The sequence below is a fragment of the Sulfuricurvum sp. genome, assembly GCF_036279695.1.
GTDB lineage: Bacteria > Campylobacterota > Campylobacteria > Campylobacterales > Sulfurimonadaceae > Sulfuricurvum.
On the sequence record NZ_DASUIQ010000069.1, the window covers coordinates 1 to 21,872 of the forward strand.

The 21,872-nt window shown below is 45.6% G+C and carries 22 protein-coding genes and 1 pseudogene; 19 read left to right on the forward strand and 4 right to left on the reverse strand.

Annotated elements, in window-relative coordinates; genetic code table 11:
• Nucleotides 1–1,012: NTP transferase domain-containing protein (locus VFW36_RS07105; RefSeq protein WP_329658113.1), on the reverse strand; the 1,012-nt coding region annotated here is incomplete at its 3' end.
• 62 nt (nt 1,013–1,074) lie between these two features.
• Here VFW36_RS07105 and fliP point away from each other — a divergent pair.
• Genes fliP through VFW36_RS07120 form a run of 3 tightly spaced genes read left to right on the forward strand, consistent with a single transcriptional unit; the run spans nt 1,075 to nt 4,195 of the window.
• Complete coding sequence (gene fliP / locus VFW36_RS07110) at nt 1,075–1,845, forward strand: flagellar type III secretion system pore protein FliP (protein ID WP_329658114.1); 771 nt, start codon at nt 1,075–1,077, stop codon at nt 1,843–1,845.
• Nucleotides 1,846–1,853: 8 nt separating this feature from the next.
• Nucleotides 1,854–2,969, forward strand: a complete 1,116-nt coding sequence (gene trmA / locus VFW36_RS07115) for a tRNA (uridine(54)-C5)-methyltransferase TrmA (protein ID WP_329658115.1) — start codon at nt 1,854–1,856, stop codon at nt 2,967–2,969.
• On the forward strand, nt 2,966–4,195 hold the full coding sequence (locus VFW36_RS07120; RefSeq protein WP_329658116.1) for a hypothetical protein: 1,230 nt from the start codon (nt 2,966–2,968) through the stop codon (nt 4,193–4,195). The genes trmA and VFW36_RS07120 overlap by 4 nt, the downstream gene beginning before the upstream one ends.
• A 15-nt stretch (nt 4,196–4,210) precedes the next feature.
• Here the strand turns inward: VFW36_RS07120 and VFW36_RS07125 are convergent, their stop codons facing one another.
• Entirely contained in the window at nt 4,211–4,723 is a 513-nt protein-coding gene (locus VFW36_RS07125; protein WP_329658117.1) for a rhodanese-like domain-containing protein, read from the reverse strand.
• A 109-nt stretch (nt 4,724–4,832) separates the two neighbouring features.
• Here VFW36_RS07125 and VFW36_RS07130 point away from each other — a divergent pair, with 109 nt between their 5' ends.
• The 6 genes and pseudogenes from VFW36_RS07130 to VFW36_RS07150 all read left to right on the forward strand — a co-directional run bounded on the left by VFW36_RS07130 (nt 4,833) and on the right by VFW36_RS07150 (nt 9,387).
• Nucleotides 4,833–6,737, forward strand: coding sequence for an ATP-binding protein (locus VFW36_RS07130; protein WP_329658118.1), 1,905 nt, complete (start codon nt 4,833–4,835; stop codon nt 6,735–6,737).
• Nucleotides 6,738–7,251: 514 nt separating this feature from the next.
• Nucleotides 7,252–7,581: pseudogene (locus VFW36_RS12565) on the forward strand (methyl-accepting chemotaxis protein); the annotation flags it as partial.
• A 51-nt stretch (nt 7,582–7,632) separates the two neighbouring features.
• Complete coding sequence (locus VFW36_RS12570; RefSeq protein WP_414720269.1) at nt 7,633–8,049, forward strand: CZB domain-containing protein; 417 nt, start codon at nt 7,633–7,635, stop codon at nt 8,047–8,049.
• On the forward strand, nt 8,046–8,417 hold the full coding sequence (locus VFW36_RS07140; protein WP_329658120.1) for a response regulator: 372 nt from the start codon (nt 8,046–8,048) through the stop codon (nt 8,415–8,417). The genes VFW36_RS12570 and VFW36_RS07140 overlap by 4 nt, the downstream gene beginning before the upstream one ends.
• Before the next feature lie 122 nt (nt 8,418–8,539).
• Nucleotides 8,540–8,983, forward strand: coding sequence for a DUF4395 domain-containing protein (locus VFW36_RS07145; protein ID WP_329658121.1), 444 nt, complete (start codon nt 8,540–8,542; stop codon nt 8,981–8,983).
• Nucleotides 8,983–9,387 carry an Rrf2 family transcriptional regulator gene (locus tag VFW36_RS07150; protein ID WP_329658122.1) on the forward strand — a complete coding sequence of 135 codons (405 nt, stop codon included), beginning with the start codon at nt 8,983–8,985 and terminating at the stop codon, nt 9,385–9,387. Before VFW36_RS07145 ends, VFW36_RS07150 begins: the two co-directional genes overlap by 1 nt.
• Before the next feature lie 9 nt (nt 9,388–9,396).
• On the opposite strand, the gene VFW36_RS07155 is transcribed toward VFW36_RS07150, so the two are convergent.
• A complete protein-coding gene (locus VFW36_RS07155; protein ID WP_329658123.1) occupies nt 9,397–9,657 on the reverse strand; it encodes a hypothetical protein in 261 nt (86 codons plus the stop codon).
• Between the two features lie 91 nt (nt 9,658–9,748).
• Between VFW36_RS07155 and VFW36_RS07160 the strand changes: the two genes are divergently transcribed.
• Nucleotides 9,749–10,336: a CheB methylesterase domain-containing protein gene (locus tag VFW36_RS07160; protein WP_329658124.1), complete on the forward strand. Its 588-nt coding sequence runs from the start codon at nt 9,749–9,751 to the stop codon at nt 10,334–10,336.
• Nucleotides 10,320–11,159 carry a CheR family methyltransferase gene (locus VFW36_RS07165; RefSeq protein WP_329658125.1) on the forward strand — a complete coding sequence of 280 codons (840 nt, stop codon included), beginning with the start codon at nt 10,320–10,322 and terminating at the stop codon, nt 11,157–11,159. The genes VFW36_RS07160 and VFW36_RS07165 overlap by 17 nt, the downstream gene beginning before the upstream one ends.
• On the opposite strand, the gene recO is transcribed toward VFW36_RS07165, so the two are convergent.
• Entirely contained in the window at nt 11,156–11,773 is a 618-nt protein-coding gene (recO, locus tag VFW36_RS07170; RefSeq protein WP_329658126.1) for a recombination protein RecO, read from the reverse strand. The genes VFW36_RS07165 and recO overlap by 4 nt on opposite strands.
• Nucleotides 11,774–11,954: 181 nt before the next feature.
• Between recO and gltB the strand changes: the two genes are divergently transcribed.
• The 8 genes from gltB to VFW36_RS07210 all read left to right on the forward strand — a co-directional run bounded on the left by gltB (nt 11,955) and on the right by VFW36_RS07210 (nt 21,842).
• Nucleotides 11,955–16,388, forward strand: a complete 4,434-nt coding sequence (gene gltB, locus VFW36_RS07175; protein ID WP_329658127.1) for a glutamate synthase large subunit — start codon at nt 11,955–11,957, stop codon at nt 16,386–16,388.
• 5 nt (nt 16,389–16,393) lie between these two features.
• The gene (locus VFW36_RS07180) at nt 16,394–17,776 is read left to right on the forward strand and encodes a glutamate synthase subunit beta (RefSeq protein WP_329658128.1); all 1,383 of its coding nucleotides are present in this window, start codon (nt 16,394–16,396) and stop codon (nt 17,774–17,776) included.
• The gene (locus tag VFW36_RS07185) at nt 17,776–18,504 is read left to right on the forward strand and encodes an inositol monophosphatase family protein (RefSeq protein WP_329658129.1); all 729 of its coding nucleotides are present in this window, start codon (nt 17,776–17,778) and stop codon (nt 18,502–18,504) included. Before VFW36_RS07180 ends, VFW36_RS07185 begins: the two co-directional genes overlap by 1 nt.
• Nucleotides 18,501–19,343 carry an acetyl-CoA carboxylase, carboxyltransferase subunit beta gene (gene accD / locus VFW36_RS07190; protein WP_329658130.1) on the forward strand — a complete coding sequence of 281 codons (843 nt, stop codon included), beginning with the start codon at nt 18,501–18,503 and terminating at the stop codon, nt 19,341–19,343. The genes VFW36_RS07185 and accD overlap by 4 nt, the downstream gene beginning before the upstream one ends.
• 2 nt (nt 19,344–19,345) lie before the next feature.
• Nucleotides 19,346–19,921, forward strand: coding sequence for a thiamine phosphate synthase (locus tag VFW36_RS07195; RefSeq protein ID WP_329658131.1), 576 nt, complete (start codon nt 19,346–19,348; stop codon nt 19,919–19,921).
• A 64-nt stretch (nt 19,922–19,985) separates the two neighbouring features.
• Nucleotides 19,986–20,444, forward strand: coding sequence for a 23S rRNA (pseudouridine(1915)-N(3))-methyltransferase RlmH (locus tag VFW36_RS07200; protein ID WP_329658132.1), 459 nt, complete (start codon nt 19,986–19,988; stop codon nt 20,442–20,444).
• 9 nt (nt 20,445–20,453) lie between these two features.
• Complete coding sequence (gene dksA / locus VFW36_RS07205; protein WP_329658133.1) at nt 20,454–20,807, forward strand: RNA polymerase-binding protein DksA; 354 nt, start codon at nt 20,454–20,456, stop codon at nt 20,805–20,807.
• Nucleotides 20,808–20,819: 12 nt separating this feature from the next.
• Entirely contained in the window at nt 20,820–21,842 is a 1,023-nt protein-coding gene (locus tag VFW36_RS07210) for a hypothetical protein (RefSeq protein WP_329658134.1), read from the forward strand.
• The last annotated feature ends 30 nt before the right edge of the window (nt 21,843–21,872 follow it).

A 21,872-nucleotide genomic window follows, 5' to 3' on the forward strand; every position in this document is an offset into this window, starting at 1 on the left:
GTCCCGCTTTAACTCCCGTGAGGGTCGATTTTTTAACCTCGACGAAGTTCCCGATATGGGTATCTTCGAGAACACTCAAAGGACGAAGATGTGCCAAAGGTCCTACGTCGGAATTTTTGACCGTGCTATCTTCGATGACACTGTGGGCTTTGATATGGGAGTTAGAGATAAAGGTGTTTCCACAAAGTCGGACACCGTTCTCGACGATACACTCCCCCTCGAATTTGACACCTTCTTCGAGATAGATGGTCTCAGGCAACTGCATAATAACTCCCGCATCCATCCACGTGCGGCGGAGTCGATCCATCATAATCATCTCCGCTTGGGTGAGATCGTTTTTGGAATTGACCCCTTTGAACTCCACCTCTTCGACATACAACGGTGAAATCGAGAGACCGTCATTACGTGCCATCTCGATGACGTCGGTGAGGTAGTATTCCCCTTGGGCATTGGCGTTGGAAAGACGGGGAATATAGGTTTGCAATACGTGGTGTTTGAATGCATAAACCCCTGCATTGACGGTGTTAATCGCTTTTTCGTGTTCCGAAGCATCTTTCTCTTCGACAATACGCAATACTTGGTTGTTTTCGATAACGACACGCCCATATCCCGATGGATTATCGAGCGGGATAACGGACATCACGATGTCTGCGGGATTGGCGAGGAATTTTTCGATAGAGGAACGCTCTACTAAGGGCATATCGCCGTTGAGGACTAGGACATCCTCATAGCGAGGTTTGACCCCCATCATCGCTCCCCCTGTTCCTGGAAAATTTTCGGCATCTTGGGTGACAAATGTCAAGCCGCTAAAATGTTTTTCCATCGCCGCAATGACGGCATCTTTTTGGTGGGCGACGACGACGATGACATCATCGGTGATCTCTCGTGCGGCCTTGATACTGTAATAAAGCATCTCACGTCCGCAAATCTCATGGAGTACTTTAGCTTTCGGCGATTTCATCCGAGACCCTTTGCCGGCGGCTAAAATGACGATAGAGAGAGAGTTGGGCATGGAGGCTCCTAGTAGTTATTCGCGATATTTTATCAGATTTTAACGAGAACCACCCTTAGTCTATGGTATTATCACCTCTTTATTTCGGGAGTGTCGATTTGGGTCGTTTTTTCTTCTTACTTCTTTTAATTCCCTTTGCCCTTTGGGGTGCTGATCCACAGGTGCCTGCGATGAATTTCAACATCGCCGCACCTGAAACTCCGGCGCAAGTGGTTAGCTCTCTCAACGTATTACTTGTCCTCACGATTCTCTTTTTAGCACCGAGTTTAGTATTGGTGATGACCACCTTTACCCGTTTTGTGATCGTATTCGGATTTTTGCGTCAAGCACTCGGTACACAGCAAGTTCCTCCGACCCAGCTTTTGGTCATGTTGGCACTCATCTTGACGGTGTTTGTGATGGAACCTGTTGCGACCAAAGCGTATGATGAGGGGATCAAACCCTACAGCGAAGAGCGCATTACCTACGACGAAGCGTTTGAAAAAACAACTGAACCGTTCAAAAATTTTATGGTACGTAATACCCGCGAAAAAGATTTAGCCCTTTTCTTACGTATCCGTCATATGCAAAATCCTCAATCGATCAAAGAGGTTCCACTCACGATCGTGATCCCCGCATTTATGATCAGCGAGCTCAAGACGGCATTTGAGATCGGATTTCTGCTCTTCTTGCCGTTTCTCGTTATTGATATGGTCGTTGCTTCGATTTTGATGTCGATGGGGATGATGATGCTCCCTCCGGTTATGATCTCGATGCCGTTTAAAATCCTCGTTTTTGTCATGGTGGACGGATGGAATCTCCTCATCGGTAATCTGATTGCCAGTGTCAAATAGGGTGTTGAATGAAGTGTGAATATTTCGGGGTGTGCGGTAGTTGTCGTGATTATGAAGAGGGATATGAGGGGCAATTGAGCCATAAAGTATCCGCCGTCAAAGAGATGTTTTCCCCTCTCTACACGGGTGAGATTACGGTGTGTTCTTCACCGAGTGAGCGATACCGTTCCCGCGCCGAATTCAAAATCTATCATGACGATAGCGGGATCTCTTATGCGATGAGCCGACTCGATCGGCAAGGGGCGTTGAAGATTGAGCGTTGTTCGATTGTCTCCCCTCACATCGCTTCCGTGATGGATAAACTGCTGGTCGGAATCAGTGATCTTGAAATTTCCCATAAGCTGTTCGGAGTTGACTTTTTAGCCTCAGGAGAGGGGGAAATCACCCTCAGTATGCTCTATCACAAGCCACTCGATGAGCAGTGGCAAAGCAGGGCGCGCGAACTCGAAAAACGGCTCGGCGTTTATGTCATCGGACGGAGCCGAAAACAAAAACTGATTCTTTCCCAAGATTACGTCACCGAGACACTTCAAATACAGGGACGTAAGTACCGCTATGTCCATATCGAAAACAGTTTTACCCAACCCAACCCGAGAGTCAACGAGCAGATGATTGAATGGTCGCTTGCTCAGCTGGATAACATCGGCGGTGATTTGCTCGAACTCTATTGCGGTGCGGGGAACTTTACGATACCGTTTGCCTCTAAATTTGACGCCGTATTGGCGACAGAGATTTCCAAAGCCTCCATCCATGCGGCTAAACAAAATATGGCACTTAATGGTGTCGAGAATATCGAGTTTGTCCGTTTGTCCGCCGAGGAGTTTACCCAAGCACTTGATGGCGTGCGGGAGTTCCGCCGCCTAGAGGGGCTAAAAGTAAGTGATTATCGCCTCAAAACCCTTTTTGTCGATCCGCCGCGTGCGGGTCTGGGGGAAGAACCGTGTGCGTTTGCGGCACGATTTGATCACTTGCTCTACATCTCATGCAACCCTGAAACGCTGCTTCGGGATTTGGAGATTTTGAGCGAAACCCATACGATTGATGCGATGGCGGCATTTGATCAGTTCCCTTATACCCACCATTTGGAGATGGGTGTGAAGCTAACCAAAAAAGGATGTGCGTGAAGAAAGCTATTGTTATGAGTGCACTGTGTGGGGTCTATTTGTACGGTGCGAACCCAAATCCACAGAGTATTGTCAATGAGGTGGCTAATCTTCGACAAAAATACGAAGAGTGCCGTCAATCGCAAAACACCCTCACCCCTTCCGATACCGCTGTAAAGATCAAAGGGTATCAAATGAGGATCGCCGCACTCGAAAACCAGATCCAACAAAACAATAACGAGCTGCAACTCCTCAAAAAACAGACAACATTGAGCGAACGCGAACTCTCCCAAAAACGGGGAGTGATTCAAAGTTTGGAAAAATCGCTCACATTGAAAGATCAACAACTCCGTGATGCAATCGCATTAAATGAACGCCTCTCAAAAGAGGCCAATGCGATCAAAGTGGGCAAAATTGAGCGAGAGAGTCTAAAAAGCGCTTTAGTCAAAGCGAAGATAGATGCGGAAAAACTCGAAAAATCGATGGGTAAAACCGATAAAGAGGTTGCGGCACTTCAAAATCAGCTAAACAAAGCAAATGCGACGATTGCACAGATGCAAAAAGCCCCTAAAACTCCGCTAGTACAAGAAAAGATCGTGACCAAAGTGGTCGAACCGACGGAGAAAATTACGGCACTTCAGCGAGAACTCTCTGCGGCACAAGCGACGATAGCTAATCTGAAAAATGCTCCCGGTGCTAAAACGGTTGTCAAAGAGAAAATCGTCGAAAAAGTGGTCTACAAAGAGCGTCCGGTGGTTCAAGAAAAAATTGTTGAGAAAGTGGTGTATAAAGATCGCCCTGTTGTCGTAGAAAAAGTGGTAGCAAAACCGGTTGAATCGAGTGAAAAACTAAAAGCGCTTCAGAATAAATTAGCTCAAAATGAAGCACAGCTTGCCAAGCTCAAAGCACAGCCCCAAAAGCCGACTCCGCCGAAAGCAACAAAACTAACGGCAGTGGCTGTTCCCCCAAAAGTTCAAAAAGTTTTACAAACACCAAAAACCCCTGTGGCGGCTGTATCCGAGACACCGAAAAAATCAGCACCATCTGCGTATCGTATGGCAACCAATGCACCGATCTACAATGCACCGAGCGGACGTGTTGTCGATACATGGGAAGCACGTCGATCCTTTACGTCGGGAACAGCTAGCAACGGATGGATTAAAATCACCGGATATTTTGTGAATCGTGTTTGGCAGAGGGCAGATGAAGAGTTGTGGGTAAAAGAGAGCGACGTTATCCGAAGATAACGGGTATCGTATTAATCAATACCCGTCATACGGCAATTTTGCCTCTTTCCATCCGAACATAAATCCGTTATCGAGGTTGTATGCTTTGATCCCCTCTTTGGCGAGGAGATTGGCGGCCGCTTTCGAACGCGGACCGCTTCGGCAGACAAGGATAACGGAGTCAACATGACGCATTTTCATCGCACTCATAACATCCGTAATGAAGTTTTTGTTGAATACCTCTTTAGCATCATAAAGTTTTTGAATATCTTTATGCTCTTTTGGTTTATCGGTTTTGAGTTCAAACTCGGAACTTTTTACCCGCTCTTCGATCGATTTTGGGATATAGGTCCACTCGTAGGCGGGGATATTGATAAACCCCTCTCCATGACCTGTGTAGATGTATTCGAGGGTAGTGCGGACATCGACGATAATCGCTTCACCTTTTTTTTGCATCTCATGCGCTTCGGTAGCACTCAGATCCCCTTCATAGACATCATCCGCATTTAAAGCGGCACAGACAAACAGCAGTAAAAATAATTTTTTCATATACGTGTAATCCTCACACAGTTAATAGTAAACAGGATTGTATCTTAAGAAGATTATAGGTAGATGAAATTTTTTTTGTGTATTATTATAAAAAATATAATGACGGGCTATGACAGAGATATTACGGATTGTATATGTTACCGACTGGATCAGTGATGATAAGAACCATTATCCTGACCCGTTCGGCGAAGTGTTAGAGGGGTTGAGTGCAGACGTAAGCATTCAAAGCAACTTACCTGAGTTTTTTGAAGATATTGATCTGCTGGTTTTACATCCGATACAGATGAGCGGTGATATTTTTGATACGATTAGTCGCAGTAAAAGCGAAAACCCTGCGATTAAAACGGTTGTCATTTCAAGCGCGCACGGGAGTGATCTCTTTTTGCAGGCGATTGATGTCGGGGTTGATAAATACCTTCTTAAGCCGTTACTCCCCAGTGCGGTACAAAAAGTGGCAGAGCGTCTAATGCACCAATCTTTGGAAGCGAAACACGCACAAAAAGCGTACAAGCAGATCAACCTGATGTTCGGCGCTATCTCAAAGACATCGCTTTTGATCCGTATGGAAGAGAACGGTTTGATCATCGAGGTGAATGATCTGCTTTGTCGATTATTGGGGTATCAAAGTGAAGCTATGATCGGAAGCCACTGGATGCGGTTTGTGGAACGCCGATTCTGGGTCTTTTTACGTTCATTGGTACGAGATCGGTTGCGCTCAGGGGATATTTATCGGGGTGTTATCGAGTTGGTCAGTATCAAGGGTGAGTTGATAACGGTAGACAGTACGATCTATGCCGTCCGTGATCAACGCGGAGAGATTGAAGAGATTGTCTGTATTGCTCAGGACGTGAGTGAGGTTAATCGGGCTATTTTGGCAAGTATGGAACAGCTTATCGATGCTGAACCCTCTTTGACCGTATTGTTTGACCACCGGTATGAAGCCATATTGGTCAATCAAAAATATTTGGAATCAAACGGCTTTACGAATAATCAAGATTTTTTCTCGTCCTGCTCCGTCTATTCTTGGATGGCGGAAACAACCTATGGGCTGGAACAGATTGTTTTGGGTGGATGCACGAGAAAAGAGGTCATTGAGTCTATTTTTCATCAGGTTCACAGCGGCGAGATACAAGGGCGGATCGTTACCATCGATTTGAATCAAAATACTCAATACTATACCGTTCATATCAGTTCTATGCCTAATCCGATGATTCGAGATGAGGAATATCATATCCTCTATTTTATCGATGTAACCCCATTAGAGAGACTTAAAGAATCCAAAATAAACGATGCGAAGCTGATGAGTGTAGGACGTTTAGCCGCGGCTATTACCCATGAAATCAATACTCCGATCACCTATATCAAAGGAAATTTAGAACTACTTCAAATGGAGTGTGAAGATAAAATTCCCGAAACTCTTTCGCTCTTTGAACCGATCCAAGAGGGGATAGCGCGGATTGAGTCTATAGTGAGTTCAATGTATGAGTTTGCCGGTACGGGAAAAGAGGAGATGACGCTGTGCAGTGTCAATATGACACTGATCTATGCCCTTCGGATTGTTATGAACCGCTCAAAACATATTGTTCCGATCCGGATTAACGGAGAGCTTTTTGACCGTAACAGTAAATATGATAAAAGCGGTTGTATGACGATGGGAATATCAACTCGTCTGGAACAAGTGTGGATAATAATCCTAAATAATGCGTTAGATGAGTATGAAAAGGGTACAATACCGTATGAAAATCGTCATATTGATGTCCGCTTGACGTGTAACGAGGAGTGGATCACGGTAACAATTTCCGATAATGCGGGGGGGATACCTGAACCGATCTTGGAGGGAATTTTTGATTTTGCGATTAGCGGAGATAAAAAGAAGAGTATGGGAATAGGCTTGAATGTCGCCAAAGCGATTATTGATAAACATGGCGGAAATGTCAAAGTGACCAATGCAAATCAGGGTGCTGTTTTTGAAATTACCCTAAAAACATATGAGGAGAAACACGATGTGGTTTGATGGAGAAACGGATAAGCTAAAAGAAGAGAAACGCCTTTTGCAGGAGGAGTGCAATTCATTAAAAGCCGAATTGGAACTCTACAAAGAGATAGCAGCCATTAGCGATAAAGAAGCGGTTGTTGTTTTAGATGCACGGGGGGAAGCTGTTTTCTTTAATACTCGAGGTGAATCGATTAGCAACAAAGATGCCGTGATTCGTGAGTTATCCAAAGGCTCATCCGAAATTGTTGTCGGGGAGTGTGAAGCATCGGTTATCGCCAAAAATCTAAGCAACGGGATGAGAGGTTTTATTCTGATCAAATCGTCGATTGTCGGCAGTGAGAGCGGCGGATTGCTTGAAATGCACCAGCATAGCATTAAAGAAGCGTTGAATTCGACTCAAAAAGTGTTTATGGACATCCTCGAGAAACTCAAAGAGATGATTGATCAATCGCGTGAAACGGCTGATGGATCGGTTCAAGGACTAAAAATTTCCAATCATGTCGATGAATACATGAATAAACTTGCCGAACTGATGGAGGGGACGCTTTCAACAACTGCAAGCCTTGTGACCCGATCCCATGAAGTATCCAACGTTATCGCACTGATCAAAGATATTGCCGATCAAACCAATTTGCTTGCATTGAATGCCGCGATTGAAGCGGCGCGTGCGGGTGAACACGGACGCGGGTTTGCCGTCGTTGCCGATGAGGTGCGAAAACTGGCGGAACGTACCCAAAAAGCGACCAAAGAGATTGAGATCGTTATCCAATCGATGCAGCAAGATACCAATGAGATCGAGAGTGCGACCGAAGAGCTCTCAGGGATCGTTTCGAGTACCAAAGGGGAAGTGTCCGAACTCAGCACCCGTATGGGAACATTCCAGCGCAACTCATCGCGCAGTGTCTATGAGATTATGGATATTAGCAACTATATTTTCAGCAATTTGGCGAAAATCGACCACGTTATTTTCAAAAATAATGTTTATGCCTTCTTGTTCGGTCAAGAGAATAACTTTAAAGCGGTCGATCACCATAATTGCCGATTGGGCAAATGGTATGATACGGGGGTCGGAAAAGAACAATTCGGTCATCTTAAATCATACGCTATGTTAGAAAAACCGCATGCTACGGTTCACTCAGAAGCCAATGCGTTGATCGCAGAATGCGGCGACGGGCATAAATTGTGTTCACGTACCCAAATCGAAGCGCGGATTAAAACGATTGAAGAGGCAAGCCACGGTGTTTTTGATGCACTGGATGTTTTAGTTGCCGAGAAAACGGAAGATTTGATGGGAAGTGCGATTGATAAACTGTTTGGAGGATTAAAATGATACGCTTATTAATTATTGACGATGAACAATCGATCGGAACGATGCTTGAAAAAGCGCTAAAGCGTTCCGGGGATTTTAAAATTACCTATATGGATAATCCGGTTACGGCTCTCAGCCATTTTAAAAAAGGGGAGTACGATGGGGTACTTCTTGATATTATGATGCCGCAGCGTGACGGTTTGAGTGTGCTCGAAGAGATCAAAGCAAAAGACCCTGAGTGTGTAGTGGTTATGATGACCGCCTATTCTACTTTGGACAAAGTATTGCAGAGTCATAAAGTCGGGGCGGATCACTATCTCCTCAAACCGTTTGATTCATTGAGTAGTGTTGAGAAAAAAGTGCGTGAGCTGATTCAAGCACGTCAATAAGGGAAAGCGGGATTCGTTCCGCTTTTTTTTTATCCCTAAAATTTATACCTTAGTAATATAGTATGAATACTTGACAATAGAGTGCTCCTCGAATACAATGGTGAAAAAATAAGGAGAATTTCATGGCTCAGCAATGTCCTTTAATCTTTCGACAAGTGGATGCAACCGTTACCCGAATCAATACATTATTTGTAATCATAGGGATTGTGACCTTTTTATGGACACAAAGTACCATTGTATTAATGGTACTGATTGTGGATTTCATACTCCGTTTGTATGGATTGAAACCCTATAGTCCGATCAATATCTGTTCATTATTCATTCAAAAACAATTGTCGCTCCCGATCAAGATGGAAGATGCCGGAGCAAAACGTCTTGCCGCATTTTTCGGGACGGGATTTACCATCGCTTTGTTGATCGGTACGTGGATCGGTGCCGATTTGGCGGTTGCTTTTATCGCGGGTATTTTTCTCTTTTGTGCGGCTTTGGAGTTGTTGTTCGGCTATTGTGTCGGATGTAAAATCTACTATATTGCGAAAAAAATCTATCCCAAAGGGTTTGAGTAATGGCAGCCTTGTCATCCAAAGCGATCTACGGACTTGCCGCTATGCATGTCCTCTCCCATGCCCCGCACGGAAGAGCGATGCAAGTGCGTGAAATTGCGGCCATGACTCAGATTTCGCACGGTTATCTCGAACAGCTGCTCTCTATTCTAAGACGCAATAATTTGATCAGCAGTATTCGAGGGGCATCCGGAGGGTATAAACTCTCTCGTGCGAGTCATGAGATCGAAGTGATTGAGATTATCGAAGCGTTAGAGGGGCCGTTTTACAAAATCGAGGGGAACATGGGATCGAGTTTGATTCTGGAGTATTTTTGGGGTGATATTGAGACAAAGATGAGAGGGTTGTTCGGAATGAAACTCTCCGAACTCGATCAGGCGTATCAGCCCCACTATTACGAAATTTAAAAGGTAGCGTTAACCCGCACGCTTGGTGTCAATCAATTTACGGTTTTGCATCATCATCAACTCGATCTCTTGCGCATTTTTTCCGTTGTAGACCTGTTCGATCTGATAGGGGTTTTTGGAATAGACCTCTTCGTAAAACTCTTGAAGCGTTGTCCCTTTTTTACTTCCGCTTTGAGTCTTGTACAAAGGCTCAACCCGAAGTTGCTGTTTTTTTACCGGTGCGGCATATTTGGCCAGTACCGCCTCACTCGCTTTATTAATACGCATCATAGATCCATTGATTTTGAAATTTGACTATAACAAGCAAAAAACGTACCTATAATAACCTAGTGATGAGTCAATTTATTGGGTAGAATATGACATGAATATTTCATCTCTTATCCTTATCGGTGCATCGACGGGCGGACCCGGTCGAATTTACTCGATCCTCTCCGCATTAGACCAACATTTTGAGGGGACTATTGTGATCGCACAACACATGTGCGCCTCATTCATCCCCAGTTTTGTGACACAGCTTCAGACGATTGTTCCGCTCCCTATATCCTCGGTTGAACACCCGATCAAAATCGAGAGGGGAACCATCTATGTCTGTTCGGTAACGTCTCATCTTTTCCAAAAAAACGGAGAGATTTGGCTGGAACCGATGGGGGAGGGGGAGTATCACTATAATCCTCAAATCGACAGACTCTTCTCTTCCGCGTCGTTGCTTCCTCGCTCGCTAAAGCGTTTAGGGGTGATTCTCACGGGGATCGGAGATGACGGGGCGGAGGGTTCTTTGGAACTGTATGAATCGGGGGGAGATTGCCTTTTCGAGAGTGAGGAGAGCGCAATCGTGTATGGAATGCCGCGACGCGCCAAAGAGTTGGTATGTAACGGAAATGTCGGCTCTATCGAGGAGATTATCGAACGTATTAAAGGGTACGGGGACGCGCATGTTCGGATGGTTTAGCTCAAAAAAAAGTACAAAAACAGAGGAACCTATTGCAAAAAAGGTTGAAAATTTTGTTGATCCCAGTACGGTACTTCGTAAATTTACTGCGATCACCGGTATCCATTTCAACCAAAAAGAGTCCATTACCACCTCTAAACTGATCAATTTTTGCCGAAATCACCACATTACCTCGTTTGATGAACTCTCTAGATGTTTTGATCATGAGCCTGATATTTTAGAAGCATTGATCAATCTGCTAACCGTAAACGAAACCTATTTTTTCAGAGAATCGCGTCAAATCTATTTTTTGTGTGCCAAAGCGGTCGAAAAGAATGAGAATATCCGTATTTTATGCGCTCCGGGATCGACGGGTGAAGAGCCTTATTCGATTGCAATCGCTTTATTGGATGCGGGTATTTCACCCCTCAAAATAGAGATTGTCTCCGTGGACATCAACAGTGATGTAATTACCTTAGCCAAAGAGGGGCACTACAGTATCCGATCACTGCACAAAACTCCCCCACCGCTCCAAGAAAAATACTTTACTAAAGTGGATGATACGTTTCAAATCCGTGATGAAGTCAAACGGCTGGTCTCTTTTCATACCCTCAATATTTTTGACGATGCGCTGTTCGGATTGGGCAAATTCGATACGGTTTTTTCACGTAATATGCTGATCTATTTTGATGAAGCTACCGTGATACGGGCGGTTGAGAGGCTGGGCAGATTGGCGCGTGACAGGGATTCCTTATTCTTTTTCGGACATGCCGACTTTGTCAAGACTCCCCCCTCGTTGGTGGAACATTATGAACAGGGTGTGAAGTTTTACAAGGTTAGCTAAAGCCCCTCATTGAGGATGTACCATAACCGTTCCACCTCCCGATCATCCAAAAAGAGGCTCGAAGCGTTGGTATAGAGCCATTCCAGCCCTTTTTGGTTGATTGAGAGGGTATGGGAACAGTCGGTATGCGCGGGTAAAAAAGCCCGAATCAGTGAAATATCCTCTTCGATGGGGAGGTCACAAAAAAAGCAGTTGAGTTCCCGATGGAGTCTCCCCTCGTAATCGAGCATTTTGACATACGATTCGATGGCTACCCGTTTGGGGTTTTGATCCTTCCAGCGTGAGGACGCATCATTGAGCAGGGCAAAGTAAAAATTCCCGATGGATTCGGAATCTTTGAGATGGGGGTGAAAGAGGGTGATAAACTGCTGCCACAGACGAAGCCGCTCATACTGAGCCATCCAACCGAATCCGAGGTGGATAACGTCTTTCATTCGGGGGATCGAAGATTTGAGGGAGTGTTCGGGCTCGTAATCGATTTTGAACCCCATATTGATAGGACTGTGCCGCGCACCGTAGAAACGATAAAGGGTCTGTAAGCTTTCCTCCGCTATGATAGTGACAATCATATCTTCTTCGCGTACACGGGTAAGTTTGATGATGAAGCCCTGCATTTATGGTTCTACTCTACACATTGTTTTTTAATATCTTCATTATTTGCCGTCATTTTAACCTTTTTTAACCTAACAATTAGTAAAATAAGCAAATTTCATTTCCCTTTAAACTACTTATGTTTAAAAAGAGATTAAAAAATAACAATTTGCCGATATTTTCTGGTGAAAGGTGACGATTAGAGTGGAATACCAAGACCTATTACGATCATTTAAAGACAACTGCGGATTTGGTTTGATTGCAAATATCAAAAACTGTCCTTCGCATGGAAACTTAGAAAACGCCATTACCGCTTTAGAGCGTATGATGCACCGTGGAGCCGTTGCGGCTGATGGTAAAACAGGGGATGGAAGCGGATTGCTGTTATCCCTTCCGCATGAGTTTATGCGCACCGTCGCACAAGACGCAGGGGTTGAACTTCCTGAAATGTACGCCGTTGCGGTCGTGTTTACCCGTGATGCGACTCAACTGGGTCTTTTCGAAAAAATCTGTAACGACAACGATTTAAAAGTCGTTTTAAAACGCCTTGTACCCGTCGATACGAACGCCCTCGGAGAACAAGCCCTCGCGTCGTTGCCGGAAATCTACCATATTTTTATCACCCCGAATTCATTGATGGCGACACAGCGTTTTGACGCATTGTTGTATCTAAGCCGTAAAGAGATCGAACACGCGTTTGTTGCGGATAGCGACTTTTACATCGCATCGATGTCGGCTCGTGTCATTTCGTATAAAGGTTTGATTATGCCGACGCATATCAAAGAGTTTTATACCGATTTGCAAGATGAAAATTTCAAAATATCGTTTGCCCTTTTCCACCAACGCTTCTCAACCAATACCCTTCCGAAATGGCGTTTGGCTCAGCCGTTCCGTGCGGTTGCACACAACGGTGAGATCAACTCGGTCGAAGCAAACCGTTTCAACGTTGCCGTCAAATCCGAGTCGATCAAAAGTGAAGTATTTACCGACGAAGAGATCGCACGCCTTTTACCGATCCTCCAACCGGGCGGTTCGGACAGTGCGAGTGCCGACAACTTTTTCGAGTTTTTGATCATCAACGGAATGGATTTTTTCAAAGCGGCGCGTGCGGTAATCCCGGCACCGTGGCAAAATGCTCCTCACATGGATCCGAAACTCCGTGCGTTTTATGAATATCACTCTACCGTTTTCGAAGCATGGGACGGTCCTGCGGCATTCTCTCTCACCGATGGTCGCTATATCGGGTGTGTACTCGATCGTAACGGTCTTCGCCCGTCCAAATATATCATTACCCATGATGATACTCTCTTAATTGCGAGCGAATACGGGGTTATCGACATCAGTGAAGATCAGATCAAAGAGCGCGGACGTCTTCAATCGGGTCAAATGATCGGGTTGGATTTGAAATTCGGAAAAGTATTGAAAGACGAAGATATTAACCAATATCTCAAACTCTCAAACCCGTACATGAAATGGTTGAATGATCACATGATCTATCTCCAAGAACACGTGGATGAACAATACACGACCCGTTGTGAGTACGATGCGTCCACGTTGATCGAGCGTCAACGCTATTTCAACATCACCCAAGAGGTGGTTGAACAAGTGATTGAACCGATGATGCGCGACGGTAAAGAAGCGGTTGGATCGATGGGGGATGACACTCCGTTGGCGGCATTTAGTAGCGTTCAACGCCACTTCTCCGATTATTTCAAACAACGTTTTGCCCAAGTTACCAATCCTCCGATCGACCCTATCCGCGAAAAAGTGGTGATGAGTTTGAATACCGGATTCGGTGAGACTCACAACATCCTCGATGAGATTCCATCGCACGCCAACCGCCTCAAAGCGATTTCACCGATTATCGTCCGTGAAAAACTTGAAGTGCTTAAATCGTTCGGTGACAAAAAATCACCGCGCTATCAATCGTTTTACACTAACCAAGAGTTCTCAACCGCCTACAGCGGTGCGTTGAAACCTGCACTTGAAGCGTTGGTGGATCAAGTGATCAAAGCGGTTCGTGATGAGGGGGTTCGTATCATTATCCTTGATGACAGCGGATTTGACAAAGACCACAAAGCGATCCCGATGGTCATGGCGGTAGGACGTATCAGTCGAGCCTTGCTGGATGCAAAAATCCGCCATCTCGCGTCGATCATTGCGTGTACTTCGGAAGTGATCGATTCTCACGGTGCGGCAACGTTGATCGCCTACGGTGCGAGTGCGGTGTATCCGACTCTCCTTTTCGCTACCGTAGCGGCGCGTGCAGAGAACAGCGTTACAGATGTCAATTGCTCTGAAGCGTTTAAATCGGTTCATCATGCTCTCAACGCGGGACTTCTCAAAATCATGTCGAAAATGGGGATTGCGACGATCGCATCGTATCGCAACTCAGGATTGTTCGATGTAATCGGTTTGAGTAAAGAGATCGTTCATGAGTGTTTCGGAGAGTCCCATGCTATGATCCCGGGACTTTCGTATGACGATATTGATGCGCGTTTGGATCGCAACCACAAAGAGGCGTTTGCGGTGGGCGGATTCAATAAAATTTTCCCTCTTAAAATCGGTGGATACTACAAATTCTACAACGGACAAGAGCACCACGATTTTAATCCGGATGTGATCCATGCGATCCACCGTGTCTCTAAAACAGGGAAACGTGAAGATTTTGATAAACTAAGTGCGTTAGTCAACGGACGCGGACAAAAATTCATCCGCGATTTCTTTGAGTTCAAATCAGATCGACCAAGTATCGATATTAGCGAAGTTGAACCGAAAGAGGCCATTTTCAAACGGTTCGCTTCGGCGGCAATGTCGCTCGGATCGATCTCACCGGAAGCGCATGAATGTATTGCCGTTGCGATGAACACTATCGGTGCGCAAAGCAACTCGGGTGAGGGGGGAGAAGACGCTGCACGTTTCGGAACCCTCAAAAACTCTAAAATCAAACAGGTTGCATCGGGACGCTTCGGGGTTACTCCGGCGTATCTCCGTTCTGCCGAAGAGATTCAGATCAAAGTAGCCCAAGGGGCAAAACCGGGTGAGGGTGGACAGCTTCCGGGTCACAAAGTCAGTGGTCTCATCGCACGCTTACGCTATACGATGCCGGGTGTGACATTGATCTCTCCTCCTCCGCACCATGACATTTACTCGATCGAGGATTTGGCACAACTCATTTTCGATATGAAACAGGTCAATCCTAATGCAAAAGTCGCTGTTAAACTCGTTTCGTCTGCGGGTGTCGGTACGATCGCGGCGGGTGTTGCCAAAGCGTATGCCGATAAAATCATCATCTCCGGCGGGGATGGCGGTACGGGTGCGGCACCGCTCACGTCGATCAAATTTGCGGGGAATCCGTGGGAACTCGGACTCTCTGAAGCGCATAATGCATTGAAAGTAAACAATCTTCGCGGATTGGTTCATGTCCAAACCGACGGTGGACTCAAAACGGGTCAAGACATCGTAAAAGCGGCATTATTGGGTGCTGAGAGCTATGCATTCGGAACAGGCGCATTGACAATCATCGGATGTAAAATGCTCCGTATCTGTCATGTCAACAAATGTTCTGTCGGTATCGCAACCCAAAACGAGAAATTGCGCGGCGAGTATTTCAACGGTACGGTTGAACAGCTTATTAACTATTTCACTTATTTGGCTGAAGACGTCCGTAAAATCATGGCACAACTCGGATATAAAACGATGGAAGAGTTAGTAGGACGTAGCGATTTACTCCAAGTAGTCGATAACGAATTTGCGAAAAAATTCGACTTCAGTTCCGTATTACACCGCGAAGAGGGGGTCAATACCGTACAAGCCGCTTCCAATGAACCGTTTGATTCAAATGAGTTTGAAAAAGAGGTTCTTACCGAAGCGATGGATGCGATCAAAAATCCTGAGCGTCCGATTCGAATCGTTCGAGACATCTGTAACCTTAACCGTAGTTTCGGTGCCCGTATCAGCGGTGAAATCGCCCATTACTACGGTGATAGCGGTCTTAAATCCGACACGATCCGCATCGATCTCAAAGGGATTGCGGGTCAGGCACTGGGCGCATTTTTGATCAACGGTGTATCGATCCGTCTTGATGGGGTAGCGAATGACTACATCGGTAAAGGGATGCACGGCGGTAAAATCGTTATCCGCTCCCAAAATCAGGGTGAAGCATTTGCCGCCGGCGGTAATACCTGTCTTTACGGTGCAACGGGGGGTAAACTCTTTATTGCCGGATCGGTGGGTGAGCGTTTCGCGGTACGTAACTCGGGCGCTCTCGCTATCGTCGAGGGGACAGGGGACAACGCGTGTGAATATATGACCGGCGGTGTTGCGGTTATCCTCGGTAAAACCGGTATTAACTTCGGTGCGGGGATGACGGGCGGTTTTGCGTTTGTGTATGACCAAGACCACAGTTTTGTCGAAAACGTCAACCGTGAGTTGATCGATGCGTTGCGTATCGATACGGATGACGGCGATGAAGCACGCCACTATCTCAAACGTCTATTGAAAGAGTATGTCACTGAAACCGAGAGTGAAATGGCTCAGAATTTACTCAAAAATTTCCGTGTTGAAATCCGAAATTTCTGGCTTGTTCGCCCGAAAAACCTAACCAAATTGCCACTCAATCCGGATAAAGGGGACTAATAAATATGAGAGAATTTTTAACGATTGAGCGTCTCGAACCTACAAAACGACTTGTGTTACAACGTCTAAAAGATTTTAGCGAGATTTATGAGCCGATGAGCGCGAGCGATGCAACACCTCAAGGTGACCGCTGTATCCAATGCGGTGATCCGTTTTGTTTGAACAAATGTCCGCTTCACAACTATATCCCACAATGGCTCAAAGCGGTTGCGGAAAAAGATCTGAAATTTGCCTTCAATCTATCGAACGAGCCATCACCGTTTCCTGAAGTGATGGGGCGCGTATGTCCTCAAGATCGTCTATGTGAAGGGGATTGTACGCTAAACGACGGTCACGGAGCGATCACGATCGGCGCTATCGAGACCTTTATCAACGAAGAGGGGTTCAAGCAAGGACTCAAACCGTACTTTCCGGGGATAACAACGGACAAAAGAGTAGCCATCATCGGTTCAGGTCCTGCTGGCCTCTCTGCCGCGACCTATCTGCTCCGTTCAGGTATCGCGGTAACGATGTATGAACGTACAGATCGTGCGGGGGGATTGCTCACCTACGGTATTCCGAATTTTAAACTCGATAAAAAAATCGTCGAGCGCCGTGTGAATTTGCTCATCGAAGCGGGATTAGAGCTTGTCACAAACTGTGAAGTGGGGAAAGATATTGAGTTCGACACGATTGCCGACAAACATGATGCCCTCTTTATCGGTATCGGTGCGACTAAAAGCAAATCGGCAAAAATTTCGGGTGAGAACGCTTCAAACGTCTATCCGGCAATCGACTACCTAACGGCGATTCAACGCAAAAACTTCGGTTCGTCTTACGATAAAAAGTTTGATTTCAAAGACCTTGAGGTTGTCGTAATCGGTGGCGGTGATACCGCGATGGACTGTGTCCGTACCGCAAAACGCGAAGGGGCTAAAAACGTTACGTGTCTTTACCGCCGTGATGCCCACAACATGCCGGGATCCGTCAAAGAGTACAAAAATGCGATCGAAGAGGGGGTAGATTTTACTTTCAACGCTTCTCCGAAAGAGGTTATTCTGGGCGAGGGGGGCAAAGCGGTCGGTATCCACATGGCTAAAACGATCCTCGGTGCCAAAGACGAATCGGGTCGTCAGAAAATGGAAGAGGTTAAAGGGGGCGATTTCAACGTCAACGCCGATGTCATCATCATGGCACTCGGGTTTGACCCAATTGTCCCGCCTTTTCTTGCTGAAAACGGGATCTCCGTCAACAACTGGGGCGGTATTATCATCAATGAGAAACATGAGACAACGACTCCGGGAATCTATGCCGGAGGAGACTGCTACCGCGGTGCCGATCTTGTTGTTACTGCGGCGTATGACGGTCGTGAAGCGGCTCGCTCTATCGTAAAATCATTGTTGGGATAATGAACCTTTTTATCCAAGCCTCTCTTCATGCGTGTCAAGAGATCGCTTCCCTGATCAAAGAGGGGGGTGATAGTTTATTTGTCCTGCATGAACAGGGTTTCGGCGGTGACATCAGCAACGGTGTCGATCTCAAAGCCGAAGCGATCTGCTTTAAACATCTCTCCCCTTTCGGATCGATTTTTTCCGAAGAGAGCGGTTGGATGACTAGCGAATCCTCTACGAATATCTACCTTGACCCCATAGACGGGAGCGATAATTTCGTCTCCAGATTCCCCTATTACGGTATCTCTATCGCCCGTGTAACGGATAATGAGACAACCGAAGCCGTTGTTTGCAATCTTGCAAACGGTGAGGTTTTTGTCCGAACGGAAGAAGAATATTATTCTGTTTTACTTCACAAACCCGAAGTAAAAATGGAAATTAGTACTAATTTATCCGCCAAAATCGGTCTTTTTGAAAAGGCTCCCGAGCACCTTGAATTAGTCCGTAAACTGATGGTTGAAAAGCTGAAATTCAGATCCCCCGGAGCCCTCGCATTATCGTTGGCGTATGCCCCTTATGTGAAATATGTGCTATTTTTGGGTACAATGCGACCATACGATATCCAAGCCGGACTCTATTTGAGTCGGCATCTTTATGTATTTAGCGATGATAGATATATCCTCATCAGTGCGGATAAAGAGCTTTTTGAGCAGATACGTTTGATTGTAGAAAAGGAGTATTTTTGAGTCTATTTAACCTGTTCGGGGACTCCGAAAAGAAAAAACAGCCTACGAAAAGCGAGGCTCCCTCTCACTGGGTAAAATGCCCCTCTTGTCAGTCGTTGATGTACTACAAAGAGATTGAAAAACAAAACCATGTCTGCCCTAAATGCGGGTTCCATCTCCGTATCGGTGTCAAAGAGCGTCTTGCCCTTATTGCCGATGAGGGAAGCTTTGTCGAGTTTGACGCTAATCTCCGTCCGGTTGATCCGATCAACTTCGTCGATAAAAAAAGCTATGCGGCGCGTGTTGAAGAGGGGTATGCCAAAAACGGTACCTATTCATCCGTGGTAAGCGGTGAGTGTACGATTAATGACGTTCCGGCACAACTGGTTGTGTTTGATTTCAACTTTATGGGGGGATCACTCGGTTCGGTTGAGGGTGAAAAAATCGTCCGTGCGGTTAACCGTGCGTTAGAGAAACGTCAAGGACTCATCATCGTCAGCGCGAGCGGCGGAGCCCGTATGCAGGAGAGTACTTTCTCTCTTATGCAGATGTCAAAAACCTCTGCGGCATTGGCGAAATTGGCCGATGCGAAGCTTCCTTACATCTCCCTACTAACCGATCCGACGATGGGAGGGGTCAGTGCCTCTTTCGCGACGCTGGGTGATATTATCATCGCAGAACCGGGCGCATTGGTCGGATTTGCCGGTCAACGGGTTATCAAACAAACCATCGGAAGCGATTTGCCCGAAGGGTTCCAACGAGCTGAATTTTTGCTCGAAAAAGGCTCCATCGATATGATCGTAGAGCGTAGTGAGCTCAAAGAGACATTGAGTGATATGCTTAAACTTCTTCTCGCCTAGTTATGAAACTTTACGCTCTTTGTGATATAGATACTCTTCGCAAAAGCGGAGTGGAACTCCTCGCATTCGCTTCTCGTGCTGCGTCGCTCGGGGCTGAAGTTTTACAATACCGAAACAAACATGCCGATGTCGCCACGATAAAAACCGATTTGATCGCTCTTCGCAAAATGTGGGAAGGGTTTTTAATCATTAACGATCACTATGAGTTGGCGCCGTTTTGTGATGGTGTCCATATCGGGCAAGAAGATCTCTATGCAATTGATTCGGACCCCTCTCGTGCGATCAAAGTGTTGAAAATGGCGATCGGAGAGGACAAAATCATCGGTCTTTCCACCCACAATGTGCAAGAGATTGAGATTGCGAACACATTGGATTTGAATTACATCGGGCTGGGAGCGTATCGTGCTACTTCGACAAAATCGGATGCCAAAGTACTGGGTGAACATCTTGATACCATTGCCTCTCATTCTAAGCACCCTGTGGCGGCGATCGGCGGAGTCAAACTCGATGATACCTTCAGTCATGTTACTTATAACGTTATAGCTTCAGGACTTATCTCTAATGAGAACGCCAAATGAGTAAAACCCATTCGGCTACGCTTGCCGCTATGGCACTAAAGCTTGCCTCGTCCGAGGCAGAATTATGAATATCTCTATTATCACCATTGCGAAAAAAGAGCGCTCACTCTACGATCCGCTCTACCAAGAACAGATGAAGATGATCTCCCGTTTTGCCAAAGTGGATGACGTTGAATTGTTCCCAAAAGAGGTAGTAAAAGCGCACACTATTAGTCCTGAAGCATCGCAAATAGCGTATTCAAAATTATTATCTCCGATGTTGGGAAAAAACTACTCGATTGCGCTCCATCCTGAGGGAAAAAAAATGGATAGTTTTGCATTTAGTAAGCTTATAAGTGATAAAATTTCGTTGCAATTTTTTATAGGTGGGGCCTACGGCTTTGAAAAAAGCTTTGTAGACCAGTGTGATGCGGTAATCAGCTTGTCGGATATGACGATGAGCCATAAAATCGCAAAGGCGGTATTGCTAGAACAGATATACCGTGCCTATTCATTGTTAGCCAACCACCCGTACCACAAATGAGGAGCATTGATGAGAGACCATGAGTTGCAGTACTTCGAGGAGATATTGCTGACGCGTAAAGCTCAGATTATCAAAAATCTTACCGGCGTTGAGAGTGAAATGGATCAGTTGCGTGATATGGAACTCAACGACGAAGGCGATTATGCCTCTGCCAGTAATGACAATATGGTTGAAAATGCGATCGGTTCACAGCAAATGCATGAACTCGAAGAGATCGAAGTGGCGCTTGGCAAAATCAAGCTGAAACAATACGGTATTTGCGAAATGTGTGAAGATGACATCGGGTTTCAACGCCTCAAAGTCAAACCCCATGCAAAATACTGTATTGTATGTCGTCCGATCGTTGAAAAAAACAAACACTAAAAGGATCAGGTAATGCAACTAAAACGGTATACCATCGCATCGCTAATTTTAATGATTTTAGTCGCTGCTGCGGTTTATTCGATCGATAACGAATCAATCTCTTTTGATTTAGTGGGAATCCATTTTCCAAACCTGCCGGTTGCATTTTGGGTTGTTGTTCCACTTGTGGTCATGTACCTTGCCAGTTTACTTCACATGGGTGTTTATGCGTTGGTCGGAAACTTCAAACTTCGCCGTTTGAACAAAGACCACGAAAAAATGATCGATGCGCTTCGTGATTCATTATTGGGTGTAAGCGAGCGCAATTATGTCTATAAAAGCGAATCGTACAAACTGATGGGGAAATTGATCGATCACTCTCTTCTGTTGCCGTTTGATACGCTTCGTTCTATCGGAAATGAAAAGATCGATGACGTACTTGAGCTTATGCGTGACGTCAAAGAGAATAAAAAAGTAGATATTAAAAAATTCCATTTGGGATCCAATACCTCTATCGCGATTCAAAACAACCTAAACCGTCTTGAACGAGGAGAGATCGATGCGGACAGTGTCCTCTCCCGTCCTGATAGCTACGGTGAAATCGTATGTGCCAAAGCCTATGAATCGTATGTGAAAACGGCATCGGTCGGATCGGTGATGAAGTTTAAACACCTTTTCAACAAAGCATCCTTGATCGATTTCGTTCAACGGGTCAATGCCGGAGAGAACGGTATCCAAATCAGCAACGAAGAGCTAGCGGCTCTTTTGTTGTCCATCAAGCTCGATAGCAACGATTGGATTGACCTTTCAGCGGCAATGTCTAAAAATATGCTCCCTGAACAACGTATCCGCTTGTTTGAAATGTTGAGCGAGCAGAACGATGATGCGATGGAAGGGTATTTTTATACCCTTTACGATTTGCAAATGATCGACACGGCAAACGAGATTTTGAACAATACGGCCAATAACGATTATTTGATCTTCAAAGCGTATCGTGATCTTAAACGTGCGAACAAACACTACGACATCGCGATCTTTTTACGTCGCAGTTGCTAAGTAAAAAAGGCAGCATTGCTGCCTTTCCCC